General features: G+C 70.6%; 18 protein-coding genes and 1 riboswitch. Of the genes, 10 read left to right on the top strand and 8 right to left on the bottom strand.

The window, feature by feature from the left end; all coding sequences use genetic code 11:
• Positions 1-79: 79 nt before the first annotated feature.
• Positions 80-496 (bottom strand): GFA family protein, encoded by a 417-nt coding sequence (locus tag QFZ27_RS10490; protein ID WP_429226261.1) that lies wholly within the window; start codon positions 494-496, stop codon positions 80-82.
• A gap of 171 nt (positions 497-667) precedes the next feature.
• Positions 668-829, top strand: a riboswitch (FMN riboswitch).
• 73 nt (positions 830-902) lie between these two features.
• On the opposite strand from QFZ27_RS10490, the gene QFZ27_RS10495 reads away from it, so the two are divergent.
• On the top strand, positions 903-1418 hold the full coding sequence (locus QFZ27_RS10495) for a 6,7-dimethyl-8-ribityllumazine synthase (protein ID WP_429226262.1): 516 nt from the start codon (positions 903-905) through the stop codon (positions 1416-1418).
• Positions 1419-1538: 120 nt separating this feature from the next.
• Here the strand turns inward: QFZ27_RS10495 and rsmD are convergent, their stop codons facing one another.
• Positions 1539-2102 (bottom strand): 16S rRNA (guanine(966)-N(2))-methyltransferase RsmD, encoded by a 564-nt coding sequence (rsmD, locus tag QFZ27_RS10500; RefSeq protein WP_429226263.1) that lies wholly within the window; start codon positions 2100-2102, stop codon positions 1539-1541.
• Complete coding sequence (locus QFZ27_RS10505; RefSeq protein ID WP_429226264.1) at positions 2071-3048, bottom strand: pseudouridine synthase; 978 nt, start codon at positions 3046-3048, stop codon at positions 2071-2073. Before QFZ27_RS10505 ends, rsmD begins: the two co-directional genes overlap by 32 nt.
• Positions 3049-3147: 99 nt before the next feature.
• Between QFZ27_RS10505 and QFZ27_RS10510 the strand changes: the two genes are divergently transcribed.
• Both QFZ27_RS10510 and QFZ27_RS10515 read left to right on the top strand, forming a co-directional pair.
• Positions 3148-3582 carry a nucleoside deaminase gene (locus QFZ27_RS10510; RefSeq protein WP_429232439.1) on the top strand — a complete coding sequence of 145 codons (435 nt, stop codon included), beginning with the start codon at positions 3148-3150 and terminating at the stop codon, positions 3580-3582.
• Positions 3583-3645: 63 nt separating this feature from the next.
• Positions 3646-5619, top strand: coding sequence for a DUF6438 domain-containing protein (locus QFZ27_RS10515; RefSeq protein WP_429226266.1), 1974 nt, complete (start codon positions 3646-3648; stop codon positions 5617-5619).
• Here the strand turns inward: QFZ27_RS10515 and QFZ27_RS10520 are convergent.
• Positions 5616-6443: a PhzF family phenazine biosynthesis protein gene (locus QFZ27_RS10520; protein WP_429226267.1), complete on the bottom strand. Its 828-nt coding sequence runs from the start codon at positions 6441-6443 to the stop codon at positions 5616-5618. The genes QFZ27_RS10515 and QFZ27_RS10520 overlap by 4 nt on opposite strands.
• 163 nt (positions 6444-6606) lie before the next feature.
• On the opposite strand from QFZ27_RS10520, the gene QFZ27_RS10525 reads away from it, so the two are divergent.
• Complete coding sequence (locus QFZ27_RS10525) at positions 6607-7707, top strand: DUF6438 domain-containing protein (RefSeq protein WP_429226268.1); 1101 nt, start codon at positions 6607-6609, stop codon at positions 7705-7707.
• Here QFZ27_RS10525 and QFZ27_RS10530 read toward each other — a convergent pair.
• The gene (locus QFZ27_RS10530) at positions 7704-8621 is read right to left on the bottom strand and encodes a PhzF family phenazine biosynthesis protein (RefSeq protein ID WP_429226269.1); all 918 of its coding nucleotides are present in this window, start codon (positions 8619-8621) and stop codon (positions 7704-7706) included. The two genes, QFZ27_RS10525 and QFZ27_RS10530, sit on opposite strands and share 4 nt — an antisense overlap.
• A 69-nt stretch (positions 8622-8690) precedes the next feature.
• Here QFZ27_RS10530 and QFZ27_RS10535 point away from each other — a divergent pair, with 69 nt between their 5' ends.
• Positions 8691-8990 (top strand): ArsR/SmtB family transcription factor, encoded by a 300-nt coding sequence (locus QFZ27_RS10535; RefSeq protein WP_429226271.1) that lies wholly within the window; start codon positions 8691-8693, stop codon positions 8988-8990.
• A gap of 56 nt (positions 8991-9046) precedes the next feature.
• Positions 9047-9541 (top strand): GAF domain-containing protein, encoded by a 495-nt coding sequence (locus QFZ27_RS10540; protein ID WP_429226272.1) that lies wholly within the window; start codon positions 9047-9049, stop codon positions 9539-9541.
• Between the two features lie 4 nt (positions 9542-9545).
• Here the strand turns inward: QFZ27_RS10540 and greB are convergent, their stop codons facing one another.
• Positions 9546-10103: a transcription elongation factor GreB gene (gene greB / locus QFZ27_RS10545; protein ID WP_429226274.1), complete on the bottom strand. Its 558-nt coding sequence runs from the start codon at positions 10101-10103 to the stop codon at positions 9546-9548.
• Positions 10104-10147: 44 nt separating this feature from the next.
• The gene (gene purD, locus QFZ27_RS10550; RefSeq protein ID WP_429226275.1) at positions 10148-11407 is read right to left on the bottom strand and encodes a phosphoribosylamine--glycine ligase; all 1260 of its coding nucleotides are present in this window, start codon (positions 11405-11407) and stop codon (positions 10148-10150) included.
• Between the two features lie 239 nt (positions 11408-11646).
• Here purD and xseA point away from each other — a divergent pair, with 239 nt between their 5' ends.
• A complete protein-coding gene (gene xseA, locus QFZ27_RS10555) occupies positions 11647-13152 on the top strand; it encodes an exodeoxyribonuclease VII large subunit (RefSeq protein ID WP_429226277.1) in 1506 nt (501 codons plus the stop codon).
• Between the two features lie 3 nt (positions 13153-13155).
• Here xseA and QFZ27_RS10560 read toward each other — a convergent pair whose 3' ends face one another.
• Positions 13156-13839 carry a class I SAM-dependent methyltransferase gene (locus QFZ27_RS10560; RefSeq protein ID WP_429226278.1) on the bottom strand — a complete coding sequence of 228 codons (684 nt, stop codon included), beginning with the start codon at positions 13837-13839 and terminating at the stop codon, positions 13156-13158.
• 118 nt (positions 13840-13957) lie between these two features.
• Here QFZ27_RS10560 and QFZ27_RS10565 point away from each other — a divergent pair, with 118 nt between their 5' ends.
• Genes QFZ27_RS10565 through QFZ27_RS10575 form a run of 3 tightly spaced genes read left to right on the top strand, consistent with a single transcriptional unit; the run spans position 13958 to position 15726 of the window.
• A complete protein-coding gene (locus QFZ27_RS10565) occupies positions 13958-14836 on the top strand; it encodes an alanine--tRNA ligase-related protein (protein ID WP_429226279.1) in 879 nt (292 codons plus the stop codon).
• Between the two features lie 43 nt (positions 14837-14879).
• The gene (locus tag QFZ27_RS10570; RefSeq protein WP_429226280.1) at positions 14880-15518 is read left to right on the top strand and encodes an aminoglycoside phosphotransferase family protein; all 639 of its coding nucleotides are present in this window, start codon (positions 14880-14882) and stop codon (positions 15516-15518) included.
• Positions 15427-15726 (top strand): aminoglycoside phosphotransferase family protein, encoded by a 300-nt coding sequence (locus QFZ27_RS10575; protein ID WP_429226282.1) that lies wholly within the window; start codon positions 15427-15429, stop codon positions 15724-15726. The genes QFZ27_RS10570 and QFZ27_RS10575 overlap by 92 nt, the downstream gene beginning before the upstream one ends.
• Positions 15727-15740 lie beyond the last annotated feature (14 nt).

Raw genomic sequence — 15740 nt, forward strand, 5'->3', positions numbered from 1 at the left:
CCTGATGGACGGTAGCGGCCCCCTGATGGGGCCACTGTCCTAGCCCCGCCCCGCGCTGTCCCCGGCGCGGCGTCGCCTTTCAGCCGGCCGGCAGCTTCGACGGCGATTGCGGCCAGTGCGGCACGTCGTCGGTGATGGCGTAGTAGCCGCCCTTGTCGGCGGTGAAGGCATGGGCGACCAGGGCCAGGCCGGCGGCGCCGTCCAGCGTGCCGGCGCAAATACTGATCCTGACGGTGCGGGCCGCCACCCGCCGCCAGAACAGGTTGCTGCCGCATTCGCCGCAGAAGCCGCGCTCCGCCCCCGGCGAGGAACGGTACCAGCGCAGGCCGCGGTCGCTCTCCAGCGCCAGGTCGCCGGCGGCGCAGGCGGTGAAGGCGGCGACATGGCCGGAGGTGCGGCGGCACTGGGTGCAATGGCAGGCCACGACCGGGCGCAGCGGCCCCGTCACCCGATAGCGCACCGCGCCGCACAGGCAGCCACCGGTCTGGTCCGTCATCGCTCGCCTCCTCCGATCGCCGAAATCCAGGGTGCGGCCATCGGGCCTTCGACATTGTACCGGAGCCGTCCCGAGATGTCGCAAGCGCGCCACAGTCCTGTCGCATCCGGCCTTGCCAAGCCTTCGCGGCCTCCCGATATTCGACGGAGCCGTCCGGATCCCCCGGGCGGCGGACGTTCTCAGGGCGGGGTGAAAGTCCCCACCGGCGGTGATGGCATGGCCCCTCGGGGCGGTGCACGAGCCCGCGAGCGCCTGCCGGGCCAACCGGCAGGGTCAGCAGATTCGGTGCGATTCCGAAGCCGACGGTCACAGTCCGGATGAAAGAGAACGGGGACGGCAGGCCGGGCGCGAGTCCTGGCGGTCGGTCCCGTATGCCCTGATTCTGGTCCGTTGCATGAGGATGACCATGAATCAGCCCCTGTCTTCTGCTTCCCGCACCGACACGCCCCGCATCGCCTTCATCCAGGCGTGCTGGCACCGCGACATCGTCGACCAGTGCAAGACCGCCTTCCTGGCCGAGATCGCCCAAAGTGGCGCAACGGGCGCCGGCGCCGCGGCACCGGAGGTCGACCTGTTCGAGGTGCCGGGCGTGTTCGAGATCCCGCTGCACGCCCAGCTGCTGGCCAAGAGCGGCCGCTACGACGCCATCGTCGCCACCGGCTTCATCGTCGACGGCGGCATCTACCGGCACGAATTCGTGTCGACCGCGGTGATCGACGCGCTGATGCGGGTGCAACTCGACACCGAGGTGCCGGTGCTGTCCGCGGTGCTGACGCCGCAGCGCTTCCACGAGCACGAGGCCCACACCGCCTTCTTCCGCGACCATTTCCTGGTCAAGGGCAAGGAGGCGGCGGAAGCCGCGCTCAAGACCATCGCCGCGGTGGCGAAGCTGCGCGGCAAGGGCCTGCGCGCGGCGGCTTGAGCCCATCCCCACCCCGTCATCCCGGGCGCACTGCGGCACGCAGTGCCGCCGTGCAGACCCGGGACCTCTTCTGGACTTCGAAGAGATCCCCGCTTTCGCGGGGATGACGGATAGGGGCTTTTAGGCCACCCGACCGAAGCCGATGCGGGCGATGCCGTAGCGGCGCTCGTCCAGCAGGGCGAGGCCGGGCACCGCCGGCTCGTCGGCCGCGGTCTCGGCCACCACCAGGCAGCCGGGGGCCAGCCAGCCGGCGGCGGACAGCGCCTCGACCGCCGGGCCGACCAGCCCCTGGCGGTAGGGTGGGTCGAGGAACAGCAGCGTCGCCTGCGCCCGCGCCGGCGGCGGCTTCAGCGCGTCGGCGCGCAGCAGATGCGCGCGCGCCGTCTCGCCCAGCGCTTCGGCATTCTTCCGGGCGAAGCCCAGCGCCGCGGCCGAGCTGTCGAACAGCCAGGCCTCGGCGGCGCCGCGTGACAGCGCCTCAAAGGCCAGCGCGCCGGTGCCGGCGAAGGCGTCCAGCACCACGGCACCGGTCACGGCGTCGCCGTCATCGGGGCCGTAGCCGGCATGGGCCAGGATGTTGAACACCGCCTCGCGCACCCGTTCGCCGGTCGGCCGGGTGGCGCGGTCCGGCGGCGCGGCGAGGGCGCGGCCCCTATGCCGGCCGGCGACGAGGCGCAGGGGCATGGCGGGAGGCGGGGGCCGTCGCGGGCTTCGAGCCTGTCGGCTTGGTGGGCGCCGGCTTGGCTGCTGTCGGCTTAGGCGCCGGCTTGCGCGTCGGCCGCTCCTCCTCATGGGTCGTCAGCCAGCGGCCCAGCTGGTCGCGCAGCACCGAGGCCTTGATCTCCTCGGCCTCGCCCTTCTCCAGGATGCCGAGCTGGAACGGGCCGTAGGCGACGCGGATCAGCCGGTTCACATCCAGGCCGATCGCCTCCATCACCTTGCGCACCTCGCGGTTCTTGCCCTCGCGCAGGGTGATGGTCAGCCAGGCATTGGCGCCCTGCACCTTGTCCAGCGCCGCCTCGATCGGGCCGTAATGCACGCCGGAGACGGTGATGCCCTTGGCCAGGCTCGCCAGCTTCGCCGGGTCCGGCGTGCCGTGCACCCGCACGCGGTAGCGCCGCGGCCAGCCGGTCGATGGCAATTCCAGCCGGCGCGACAGCTCGCCGTCATTGGTCAGCAGCAGCAGGCCTTCGCTGTTCAGGTCCAGCCGGCCGATCGAGACCACGCGCGGCAGCTCTTCCGGCAGGCTGTCGAACACGGTCCGGCGGCCCTGCGGGTCGGACCGGGTGGTGACCAGCCCGGCCGGCTTGTGATAGCGCCACAGCCGGGTGCGCTCGGGCTCCGGCACCGGCACGCCGTCGACGCTCAGCACGGCGCCGGGCGGCACCACCACGGCCGGGGTGTCCAGCACCTTGCCGTCCAGCGCCACGCGGCCCTCGGCGATCCAGCGCTCGGCCTCGCGGCGCGAGCACATCCCGGCCCGGGCCAGCACCTTGGCAACGCGTTCGCCGTCCTTCTCGCCGCCATCCTTGAAGGTGGCTTTCGGTTTCGCGGCCGGGGTCGCGGCGCCTGTCGCGGCCGGATCGCCCGCCGTCTTCCCGACGGTGGTCTTGTGATCGGTCTTGCTCATCGCCCTTGTCTAGCGCGAAGCGCCCGGCCAGGGTTAGCGCGAAACGCAAGGATCTGACCCGTGCCTGCCGACCCGGCCCCCGATTCGACTGACGGCTATATGCGCCTGGCGCTGGACGAGGCCGCCGCCGCCGCCGCGCGCGGAGAAGTACCGGTCGGTGCGGTGCTGGTCGAGGCGACGACCGGCACGGTGCTGGCCCGGGCCGGCAACCGGGTGGAGGAGCTGGCGGACCCGACCGCCCATGCCGAGGTGCTGGCGATCCGCGAGGCCGGGCGGCTGCGCGGCCGGCCGCGGCTGCCGGATTGCGACCTCTACGTCACGCTCGAGCCCTGCGCGCTGTGCGCCGGCGCCATCTCCTTCGCCCGCCTCCGCCGGGTGGTGTTCGCGGCCCTCGACCCGAAGGGCGGCGCGGTGCTGCACGGCCCCCGCTTCTTCGAGCAGAAGACCTGCCACCACCGCCCCCAGGTGGAGCAGGCGCCGGGCGCGGAGGAGGCGGGCGAGCTGCTGCGGGCGTTCTTTAGGGCGCGGCGGTAGGAAGGACTGGCCCGACCGCCGATTCACGCTCACATTCAGTCAGCGCAGCAGTGTCGGGGGGGCATGATGCGGGGGCCGCGCGTTAAGCGATCCGGGCTGATCGGCTGGATCGGATGCTTGGTAATATTGTTTGCGTCCGATGTTGTCTGGGGAGCCCAGGATCGCGTCGCGCTTCCGGATGATCTTGCCTCAATCCATGTTTCGGACCGGGAGGCCGGCGAGCATCTCCTGGCGGAGCATCGTGCCATCCGTGCGGCTTTCCCATTGGCGGTAGGCGACGACACGGTCCGGCTGGAGGTGTTGGTCGATGAGGCTGGGCACGTCCGTTCCGCCGTAGCCGTCGCAGGGCCGGAATCCGTCCTGCCCGCAGCCGAAGCCGTGGTGAGGACTTGGCGCTATCGGCCGTTTTTTCTGGATGACAAGCCCGTATCGGCGTCGTTCTCCGTGGATCTCCGGGTCTATCCGCCCGAACGCAGGCGAGCCGGGGCCGCAGCGTTCCCGGAGGTTACGGACTGGTCTTCCGTCCGCATCCGTCTCGAGAGGGATGGCTGCTTCGGCCAATGTCCCTCCTATACGGTCGAGATCTCCGGCGACGGCAGCGTCAGCTACAAGGGCGAGGGCTTCACGGCTCTGGAGGGGGAATACCGCACCCGCATCCCCCAGGACCGCGTCGTAGGCCTGATCGAGCTGTTTCGCGCAGCGGATTTCTTCTCACTGCGGGACCGATATACCGGGCCGGTGACGGACATGGCCGAGCAGAAAATATCGCTGACCATCGACGGCTTGACCTGGACCGTAGCCGACTATGTCGGCCAGTTGGACGGAATGCCAGAGAGCGTGGCGGGAATCGAGGACGCAATCGACCGCGCGGCGGCGACGTCCCGATGGGTCGAAGGGTCGGCGGAGGTGATCGAAATCCTGCAGGCCCGAGGCGTGGATTTCCGATCGCCACAGGCAGCTGCGATGCTGGCGGGTGCCGCGATTTGCTGCAACGCTGATTTCCTGCGCGAGCTGCTGGCCAGGGGGGCACCCTTCGACCAGCTGATGGACCCCAATGAACGAGCGATCCTCTGGATCTTCGCAGATCCTGCGAAGGGGCGGGTGGTCGCCGACGCTGTCGTGGCGCGCGGTACGCAGTCGCAGAAGACGCTGGCATTGTCCTTCGCGGTGATTGGGGAAGATCCTGGCATCGTCCGGCGATTGATCGCAGGCGGCGCCTATCCCGGCGGGGCCGATGACCGTAGAGTGCTGCTCGTCTCAGCCGCTCGTGATGGCGGCCCCAGGGTCGTGACGGAGTTGCTGAAGCGTCGTCCTGGACGACAGGACCTTAAGGACGCGTTGGTTGCAGCGGCTCAAGCCGGCGCGGTCGACAATATCCGGTTGTTGCTCGGGGCCGGGGCCGGCGCGAACGGCGACGACCGTAGCGGAACCAGCCCGCTATATGGCGCTGGAAATGCGGCCGTAGTCGAAATGCTGGTTACCGCTGGTGCCGATCCTAATCGGCAAAGCAGCAGCGGCCGGAGGCCGCTTCACGGCGCGGAGCGGGCCGACGTGGCTCGGGCTCTTATTGCGGCCGGCGCCGATCCGGACGCCAAGGATCAAGACGGGAACACTCCTCTCATTGCGCGTGCCAGATACACCGTCGATGTGGCGATGGTGCTGATTCGCGCCGGCGCCACTGTGTCGGCCCGTGGGGGCGGCGGCAAGACGGCACTTCATCTTGCCGGAGACGGCGTGGTGGCGCGGGCGCTGATCGCGCAAGGGGCCGACATCAACGCTCAGGATGACCACGGCGGCACGCCATTGCATCAACTCGATGACGCCGGCGCCATCCTGGCCGTGATCGCCACGGGGGGTGATCTGAATACCCGAAACGATACCGGCCAGGTGCCGATGATGACGGGGTCGGAGGATAAAGCCCTTCTCCTCTTCGCGGCCGGTGCCGATCCGACATTGCGTGACGACAGAGGGGTGTCTGTTCGCGCCTATGCCCGCGAGAAGGGCTGGACTCGCCTCCTCGCCAAGCTCGGCGACTAAACCTCCGCCTCGCCCTTCAGCACCGGGATGCAGCCGCCGCCGACGGTGGCGCGGATGCCGTCCGCGGTGCGGCGGGCGGCGACGCGCAGCAGGCTCGGGCGGCCCATCTCCACGCCCTGCACGATCTCGGCCTGCCCGGCTTCGGCACCGGAGAGCGACAGCAGCAGCGCGCCCAGCGTGGCGTTGGCGCTGCCGGTCGCCGGGTCCTCATAGGTGCCGGAGAGGGGCGCGAACATCCGGGCGCGAATCCGGACTCCGCCCGGCGCGGCAATGTCCGGTGCGGCCGGGTCGCGGGCGTAGAGATGCAGCGACAGGCGTCGGCCCACCGCCAGGTTCTGCTCCTGGGTACGGCGGAAGGCGGCGATGTCCATGGTGGCCCGGCTCAGCGCCTCGCCCGTCATCTCGGCCACCACGAAGGGCACGCCGACCGACGCCTGCACCGGCTGGTGCGCCTTGGTGATCACCTCGGATGGCGCCAGCCCGGCGCAGGCGGCGATCGCCTCAGCCGGCAGCTCCAGCAGCGTCGACAGCGGCTGTGGTGCTGCGATCACGGCGCCGGTCACGGCCCCGGCCGCGTCGCGCTCGACCCGTACCTCGACCAGGCCGGACAGCTCCTCGAACAGCAACACGCCGACGCGGTCCAGCCCGTGCCGGGCCAGGACGCAGCCCGTGCCGACATTGGGATGGCCGGCGAAGGACATCTCGTAGCTGCGGTTGAAGATCCGCACCCGCGCCGAATGCGCCGGGTGGTGTTCGCCGCTCTGGACCCGAAGGGTGGCGCCGTGCTGCACGGCCCGCGCTTCTTCGAGCAGAAGACCCGCCACCACCGCCCCCAGGTGGAGCAGGCGCCGGGCGCGGAGGAGGCGGGCAAGTTGCTGCGCGCGTTCTTCAGGGCAAGGCGGTAGAGGGCTGGGCTGGCTGCCGGCCCGGCGTTCTGACAAGATCGGGAGGCCCCTGGGGGAGGGGTGATTTCAGAGAAGCCTTGTCATGCTCGAATTGCGCGCCCGGCGATGGAGCCGGATGGCTGTGGTCGCGACGGCCCTGGGTGTCCTGTCGGCATGCCAAGCACCATCGCCCAAGGTGTCGGAGGCGAGCAACGTCCACATTCGATTGACTCGGGGCGTCTGCTTCGGCTGGTGTCCGGCTTATGCGGTCGATATCGCCGGGGACGGCGCGGTGACCTATGAGGGGTTCAGCTCGGTGGCCGTGAGCGGCCGGTTCCAGGACCGGATCGCGCCGGCGGAAGTTGCCGCCCTCGTCGGGATGTTCGACCGGGCGGATTTCTTCTCGCTGAAGGACGAATACATCGCCGAGATCACGGATAGCCCGTTCCATAAGATCTCGCTGACCGTCGACGACAAGACCAAGTCAATCACGGACTACGTGGGCAAGTTGGCCGGAATGCCCGCGGCGGTCACGGAGATCGAGGACACCATCGATCGGATCGCGGGGACGGCGAAATGGGTCAAGGGCACGCCCGAGACGATTCCGATGCTGCGGCGGACTGGTTTCGACTTCAGGTCGGGCAAGGCGGCGACCTTCCTGGCCGATGCGTTGGAAATCCAGAACTACGGCTATGCCAGCGACCTGATCTTGGCCGGCGTCCCTCTGAACGGGCGCACTTCGCTCCAGAAGCGGCCGGCATCCGAGCTGCTGTTCCCTCTCGCAACCTCGTCGAGGTCGGATCTCGAAAGAACCTCATTGCTGTTCAGCCGCGCTGCCGCCGAACGAGGGACCCTGCAGGATAGGAGCGTGGCGCTCGTGATCGCCGCCAGGCGGGACGATGCAGACCTTGTTCGAAGGCTGATCGCCCTGGGTATAAATCCGGTGGTCGAGGAATCCGGGGTCGGACCCTACACCGCACTGCACACAGCAGCCTCGGCCAGGATCGCCCGAATTCTTCTGAAGGCGGGAATCGACCCTGATGTCTCGAGCCCGATGGTCCGGAAGGCGGTTCTGGTGACGGAGTCTGAGGACGTGGCACTGGTGCTGGCCGGAGCGCGGCTGAGCGACGAGACTAGGAGCGCGCTGATCGTTCGCGCCCGCGAGAAGGGCTGGACTCGCCTCCTCGCCAAGCTCGGCTCTTAGACCTCCGCCTCGCCCTTCAGCACCGGGATGCAGCCGCCGCCGACGGTGGCGCGGATGCCGTCCGCGGTGCGGCGGGCGGCGACGCGCAGCAGGCTCGGGCGGCCCATCTCCACGCCCTGCACGATCTCGGCCTGTCCCGCCTCGGCGCCGGACAGCGACAGCAGCAGCGCACCCAGCGTGGCGTTGGCGCTGCCGGTCGCCGGGTCCTCATAGGTGCCGGACAGGGGTGCGAACATCCGGGCGCGGATCCTGGCCCCGCCGGGCGCGGCAATGTCGGGCGCGGCGGCGTCGCGGGCATAGAGATGCAGCGACAGGCGGCGCTCCACCTTCGGGAACTGCTCCTGGGTGCGGCGGAAGGCGGCGATGTCCGGGGTGGCGCGGGTCAACGCCTCGCCGGTCACCTCGACCAGCACGAAGGGGATGCCGACCGAGGCCAGCACCGGCTGGTGCGCCTTGGTGATGACGTCGGACGGAGACAGGCCGGCGCAGGCGGCGATCGCCTCGGCCGGCAGCTCCATCAGGGTCGACAGCGGCTGTGGTGCTGCGATCACTGCGCCGGTCACCGCCCCGGCCGGGTCGCGCTCGACCCGCACCTCGACCAGGCCGGACAACTCCTCGAACAGCAGCACGCCGTCGCGGTCCAGCCCGTGGCGGGCGAGGACGCAGCCGGTGCCGACATTGGGATGGCCGGCGAACGGCATCTCATAGGTCCGGTTGAAGATCCGCACCCGGGCCGAATGCGCCGGGTCCTCCGGCGGCAGCACGAAGGTCGTCTCGCTCAGGTTGAACTCGGCGGCCAGCGACTGCATCTCGCCGTCCGACAGGCCGCGCGCATCCGGGAACACCCCCAACTGGTTGCCGCCGAAGCGGCGGTCGGTGAACACGTCCACGGTCTCGAAGGCGAAGCGGCGCATCACGGGCTCCAGTCGAGTCGAAATCGCCCCGAGTCTTGACAGGACATTGCCCATTGGCAAAGTGCCGAAATGTACCCAGCCAATCTCTTCCGCGCCTTGGCCAATGAGCGCCGCCTGCAGATCCTGGACTGGCTGAAGGATCCGCGCGCGCATTTCCCGCCACAGGCGGATGGCGACCTGGTCGAGGACGGGGTCTGTGGCCTGTTCATCGCCGACAAGCTCGGCATCAGCCAGCCGACGCTGAGCGAGCATATGCGCGTGCTGGTCCAGTCCGGTCTGGTGGTGCCGAAGCGGATCAGGCAATGGACCTTCTACACGCGCGACGAGGAGCAGATCCGCGCGGCCCGCGCGCTGGTCGAGACGCTGTGAGGCTTTCCGCCGGGCGTTCCCGTGCCTATCTTCCAGCCGACCGACAGGAAGATCCGATGTTCCAGACCGCACGCCCCGATCCCGCTTTGCCGAAGGCCGAGGCCTATCGTGACCTGCTCTCCCAGGCGGAGGGGCTGTTCCACGGCGAGACTGACGCCACCGCCAACGCCGCCAACCTCTCGGCCCTGATCTATCACGGGCTGCCGGATTTGAACTGGGCCGGCTTCTACCTGCTGAAGGGTGAGGGCGAACTGGTGCTCGGCCCGTTCCAGGGCAAGCCGGCCTGCATCCGCATCCCACTCGGCCGCGGCGTCTGCGGCACGGCGGCGGAGCGCCGGGAACCGGTGCTCGTGCCGGATGTCCACGCCTTCCCCGGCCACATCGCCTGCGACGCCGACTCGCGGTCCGAGCTGGTGGTGCCGCTGCTGCGCGATGGCCGGGTGCTGGGGGTGCTCGACCTCGACAGCCCGCTGCCCAACCGCTTCGATGCCGAGGACCAGGCCGGGATCGAGGCGCTGGCCGCGCTGTGGGTCGCCGCCAGCGCCGCCTGACGCCTCAGCCCTTGTCGTTGTCGTAGCGGATCTCGATGATCTCGGCGGTCTCGATCCCGCCCGGGGTGCGGATCTCGACCACGTCGCCCTCCTGCGTCCGCATCAAGGCGCGGGCGAGGGGGGAGATCCAGCTGATGTCGCCGGCATCCGCATCGGTCTCGTCGATGCCGACGATGCGCACGGTGCGCTCGCGCTCCTGGCCGTCGACATAGGTCACGGTGGCGCCGAAATAGACCCGGTCGCGGTTGGTCTGGCGCGCCGGATCGACCACCTCGGCGATCTCCAGCCGCTTGGTCAGGAACCGCACCCGGCGGTCGATCTCGCGCAGCCGCTTCTTGCCGTAGATGTAGTCGCCGTTCTCCGACCGGTCGCCGTTGCCGGCGGCCCAGGACACCACCTCGACCACCTTCGGCCGCTCCACGCGCCACAGCTGCTTCAGCTCGTCCTGCAGCCGCTGGAAGCCCTCGGGCGTGATGTAGTTCTTCGACCCCGCGGGCAAGGGCGCCGGCGCATCGTCCAGCTCCTCCTCGGTGTCGGTCTCTTTGGTGAAGGCCTTGCTCATCCGGGCAGTGTACGCCGATCGGGCCGCCGGTTTCAAAACGCTGGTCACACCGCGATGTCGCGGCGGCAGAAGCCCTCGGGCCAATCGATGCGGTCGACCGCCTGGTAGGCGCGGGACCGGGCCTCGGCGATATCGGCGCCCAGGGCGGTCACCGCCAGCACCCGGCCGCCCTGGGCGGTCACGGTGCCGTCGGCCTCGGCCTTTGTGCCGGCGTGGAAGACGATGGTGCCCGGCACCTGCCCGGCCTGCTCCAGCGCCCGGATCGGGCTGCCTTTCCTGTAGCTGCCGGGATAGCCGTTCGCCGCCATCACCACCGTCACCGCCGCCTCCGGCCGCCAGCGCAGGGTCAGGTGGCGCAAGCTTCCGTCGGCCGCCGCGATCAGGGCGGTGAGGAGGTCCGAGCTCAGCCGCGGCAGCAGCGTCTCGCATTCCGGGTCGCCGAAGCGGACATTGTGCTCGATCAGCTGCGGCCCGCGCTCGGTCAGCATCAGCCCGGCGAACAGGATGCCGCGGAACGGCGTGCCCTCGGCCTCCATGGCGCGCAAGGTCGGCTGCACGATCTCGGCCATGATCCGGGCCTCGAGCTCCGGCGTCGCCAGCGGGTGCGGCGAGACCGCGCCCATGCCGCCGGTGTTCGGCCCCTCATCGTTGTCGAAGGCGCGTTTGTGGTCGCGGGCGGTGGCCAGCGGCAGCGCGGTCTCGCCGTCGCACAGGGCGAAGAAGCTCAGCTCCGGTCCGACCAGGCATTCCTCGACCACGATCGAGGCGCCGGCGGCGCCGAAGCCGCCCTCGGTCAGCATGGTGTCGACCGCGTCCTGGGCCTCCTCGATCGTCGCGGCCACCACCACGCCCTTGCCGGCGGCCAGCCCGTCGGCCTTGACCACGATCGGCCCGCCCTCGATGGCGACATAGGCCTTGGCCTCGGTTGCGTCGGTGAAGCGGCGGTAGCGCGCGGTCGGGATGTCGTATTTGGCGCAGAGGTCCTTGGTGAAGCCCTTCGACCCCTCCAGCGCCGCGGCCGCGGCGGTCGGCCCGAAGGCCTTGATCCCGGCCTCGGTCAGCCGGTCGACCAGCCCGGCCACCAGCGGCGCCTCCGGCCCGACCACGACGAAGTCGATCGCCTCGTCCTGGGCGAAGCGCACCAGCCCGTCGATGTCCTCGGCCGCGACCGGCACGCAGGTCGCCTCTCTGGCGATGCCGGCATTGCCGGGCGCGCAGAACAGCGTGGTGCACAGGGGGGAGGCGGCGATCGCCCAGGCCAGGGCATGTTCGCGGCCGCCGCCGCCGACCAGAAGGATGCGCATCGAACTCGTCTCTTCTCTTGTCCATCCAGGCCGGGAGGCGGCCGGCGAGACCGGGGGCGATTCCTAAACTTGTCATGCCCGGGCTTGACCCGGGCATCCAGAGAGCGTCGACACCCTCTGGATTGCCGGGTCAAGCCCGGCAATGACAGGAAAGGAGAAGCCATGTCCTGTCCCATAGACCGCCCGACCAAGCCGGGCCTCTTGTATCGCGCGGAGGGGTTTAGCATGGTGGCCGCAGCATGACCGAGCAAAACGACACCCCTCCGCCCCCCGCGGGCCGCCCCGGCTCCAACCTGCCGGAATTCAGCATCGCCGAGCTGACCGGCGCGCTGAAGCGCACGATCGAGGGCGAGTTCGGCCTGGTCCGCGTGCGCGCCGAGATCGGCAAGGTCACGGTGCCGCGCTCCGGCCATGTCTACCTGACGCTCAAGGACGACAGCTGCACCCTCGAATCGGTGATCTGGAAGGGCCAGCTGGCGCGGCTGATGGTGCGGCCGGAGCAGGGGATGGAGGTGATCTGCACCGGCCGGCTGACCATCTACGGCTCGCGCTCGCAGTATCAGATGGTGATCGAGCAGATGGAGCTGGCGGGCGAGGGCGCCATCCTCAAGATGCTGGAGGAGCGCCGCCGCCGCCTCGCCGCGGAAGGGCTGTTCGAGGCCGCGCGCAAGCGGGCGCTGCCCTTCCTGCCGCGGGTGATCGGCGTCGTCACCTCGCCGACCGGCGCGGTGATCCGCGACATCCTGCACCGCCTGTCCGACCGCTTCCCGCGCCATGTCCTGGTCTGGCCGGTGGCGGTGCAGGGCGACAGCGCGGCGGCCCAGGTGGCGGCGGCGATCGAGGGCTTCAACGCCCTGCTGCCCGGTGGCCCGGTGCCGCGGCCGGACCTGCTGATCGTCGCCCGCGGCGGCGGCAGCCTGGAAGACCTGATGCCGTTCAACGAGGAGATCGTGGTGCGCGCGGCCGCGGCCAGCGCCATCCCGCTGATTTCCGCCGTCGGGCACGAGACCGACACCACCCTGATCGACTTCGCCTCGGATCGCCGCGCCCCGACCCCGACCGCGGCGGCGGAGATGGCGGTGCCGGTCCGGGCCGAGCTGCTGGGCCGGGTGCTGGACTGCTCCCGCCGCCTCGAAGCCGGCACCGCCCGGCTGTTCGGCGAGCACCGCACCCGGCTCGACGCGCTGCGCCGCGGCCTGGGCGACCCGGCGCGGCTGATCGAGACCGCGATGCAGCGGCTGGACGACCGCGGCGAGCGGCTGGACCGGGCCGCGCTGGGCATCGTCGAGCGTCGCCGCGCCCGCCTGGCCGAGCTCGGCGCCCGGCTGCCGCATCCGCGCCGCCAGGTGGCGGAGACGGCGCGGCACCTGGCCCAACTCGGCGACCGCCTGACCGCCTGCGGCACCCGCCTGACCCATCGCCCGGCCGAGCGCTTCCATGCCCTGTCCGGCCGCTTCGGGCCGGAACCGGTGCTGCGCGCCTTGGCCGATCGTACCGCGCGCCTGGCCGCCGCCGGCCGGCTGCTGGAGAGCTATTCCTATGTCGACGTGCTGCGCCGCGGCTACGCCCTGGTGCTGGACCCCGCCACCGGCCACGCTCTGGCCTCGGCCCAGGAGGCGACGCCCGGCCGGGCCGTGTCGATCCGCTTCCATGACGGCGAGGCCCCGGCCGTGATCGGCGGCAGCAAGCCGCCCCGTCCCGCCCGTTCGCCGGACGCGAAGCCGGTACAAGGATCATTGCTGTAAGGGCTACATCGGTTCCGCCAGGGCCCAGCGGCGCGGCGGGTCGAGCCAGTGCACCAGCCGCAGCCCGGCGGTGGCCAGCGCCTCCGCCAGTTGCTCGTCATCGATCAGCTCACAGGTGAAGCTCTGCGTCCAGACGGCGTCGGCCGCCTCGGACCGCAGGACGATATGGGCCAGGCGGCCCTCGTGCCGGACCGATTCGATGATGTGGCGGATACCGGCCTCCTCCCCGGCCGGACCGGGCCGCAGCGTGGCGAAGGTGTCGGGATTGCGCCGCTCGATCAGCGCCGCGCCGCCGGGCCGGACATGGCGCCGGCAGGCGGCGAGCAGGGCGGCGCGGGTCCGAGCATCGGGGAAGTTGATCAGCGTGCTGGCCAGCAGCGCCGCATCGAAGCTGCGGCCGAGGTCGAGATCCTCGATATCCGCCTGCACCGTCTCCGCGCCCCGGACATGGGCCAGCATATCGGCCGAATTGTCGACCGCGGTCACGGCGTAGCCGAGGGCGGCCAGGGCGTGAGTGACCCGGCCCGGCCCCGATCCCAGCTCCAGGATCGAGCCGCCGGCCGGGACCACCGTGGCGACCATCTCCGCCTCGCCATCGGCCGGCAGGCGCCGGTACAGCTCGACGGCGCAGCCATCCTGGGTGTGCGCGCCCGGCCCGGTGCCGGTGAAACGGATCGCGGAGCCCACGCGCTGTTCCTCCCTCGCTGCCCGTCGGAGATGGCGATGGCGGCCGGCCGGCGCCAGGGGTTTGAGAAGCGTCCGGCGCGTGATTAGATAGGAATAGGGCCCGTCCTCCCGGCGGGCCGTGACCGCACAGGAGGTTGCCTATGTCCCCGCGGGACGCCTGACCCGCCGATTCCGCCTGTTCTGCGAGAACAGGGGGATCGGTTTCGACACGAACCCTTCGGTTCGGCCCTTCGACAGCACGACGCTGTTCTGTACGGCGGGCATGCAGCAGTTCAAGCCGCTGTTTATCGACCCGTCCGTCACCGCCACCTTCGCCAATCTCCAGTCCTGCCTGCGCCTGGGCGATCTCGACGAGATCGGCGACGGCACGCATCTGCTCCGCTTTGACATGCTCGGCCTGTTCTCGTTCCGCCAGATGACTGTCGGGCAGGCGATCGACTTCTGGCTCGGTTTCCTCGAGGAGATCGGGGCCTCGCCGGACCATGTCACCATCCATCGCGACCGCATGGCGGAGTGGTCGCCGCTGTATCGCGGCCGGGTGCCGATCCGGCCCGACCCGGACTGCACCTGGAGCGACGGCAGCATCACCGGCCATTGCACCGAGTTCTACCGGGACGAGGTCGAGATCGGGAACATCGTCAACCCGCTCGGCACCTGCATCGATGCGGGGTTCGGGCTGGACCGGCTGGACGCGCTGGTCAACGGCACCCCGCCGATGAGCCCGGCACAGATCCTGGTCGATGGCATCGAGCGAATCATCGCCAGCGGGTACAAACCCGGTCCCAAGGCGCAGGGCTATGTCCTGCGCAAGCTGTTGCGCCGGATGTGGTCGATCGGCGGATCGTTCGACCATCCGTACTTCCGGGCGGAGGTGGCGCGGCAGCAGCGGCTGCGCGACCGCTACGCCCGGCTGAAGCCGCATCATCCGGACAAGCCGCCGGAATGGTGGTTCGACACCCATGGCATCGATCTGGACGAGGTCGAGGGGCCGGCGTAAGCCGGCCCCAGCCCGCCTTGCGCAACACACCCGAGGACCGAGGATGTTCGAGGAAGACCTGGCCCGCTGGGGCGCGGTGCCGGACGGCGAGCCGATCGTCACCCATGGCAGCCGTCTGCTGGCGGTGCGCTGCGGCGATCTGCCGGCGATGATCAAGCAGCCGGTGAACGCGGATGAGAAGCTCGGCTGCCTGCTGATGCAGTACTGGACCGGGGAGGGCGCGGCGATGGTCCTGGCCCAGCACGGCGACACGCTGCTGCTGGAACGGGCCACCGGCCCGGCCTCGCTCACGACCATGTCGATGCAGGGGCAGGACGACGAGGCCTGCCGCATCCTGTGCGAGGCCGCTTCCCGGCTGCACGCGCCGCGCGGCCGGCCGCTGCCGGACGGGCTGCTGCCGCTGGAGCGGTGGTTCGAGCCGCTGACCCTGGGCGGCGACCGCTACGGCGGCGTGGTGGCCCGCGCCGCCGCCATCGCCCGCGGGCTGGTGGCGGAGCGGCGGGAGATCGTCACCCTGCATGGCGACCTGCACCACGGCAACGTGCTGGATTTCGGCCCGCGCGCGCTGGCTGGCGATCGACCCGCGGCACTTGGTCGGCGACCGCGGCTACGACTTCGGCAGCATCTTCACCAACCCGGACATGGGCTTCCCCGACGCTCCGGCCCTGGCCGACCCGGGTGAAGCGGTCGCGACCCAGCCCGGCCGCCTGGCCCGGCGGGCGACGGTGGTGGCCGAAGCGGCAGGCATGGATCGCGCCCGGCTGCTGCGCTGGGTGCTGGCCTCGTCCTCCCTCTCCGCCGTCTGGGGCCTCGATGACGGCGACCACCCGGCGATCGACCTGGCGGTGGCCGAGACGGCGCTGGCGGAGCTGGGACCGTCCCGCCCATAGTGCCGCGAGGGGAG

Source organism: Inquilinus ginsengisoli (genome assembly GCF_050434925.1).
Taxonomy (GTDB): domain Bacteria; phylum Pseudomonadota; class Alphaproteobacteria; order DSM-16000; family Inquilinaceae; genus Inquilinus; species Inquilinus ginsengisoli_B.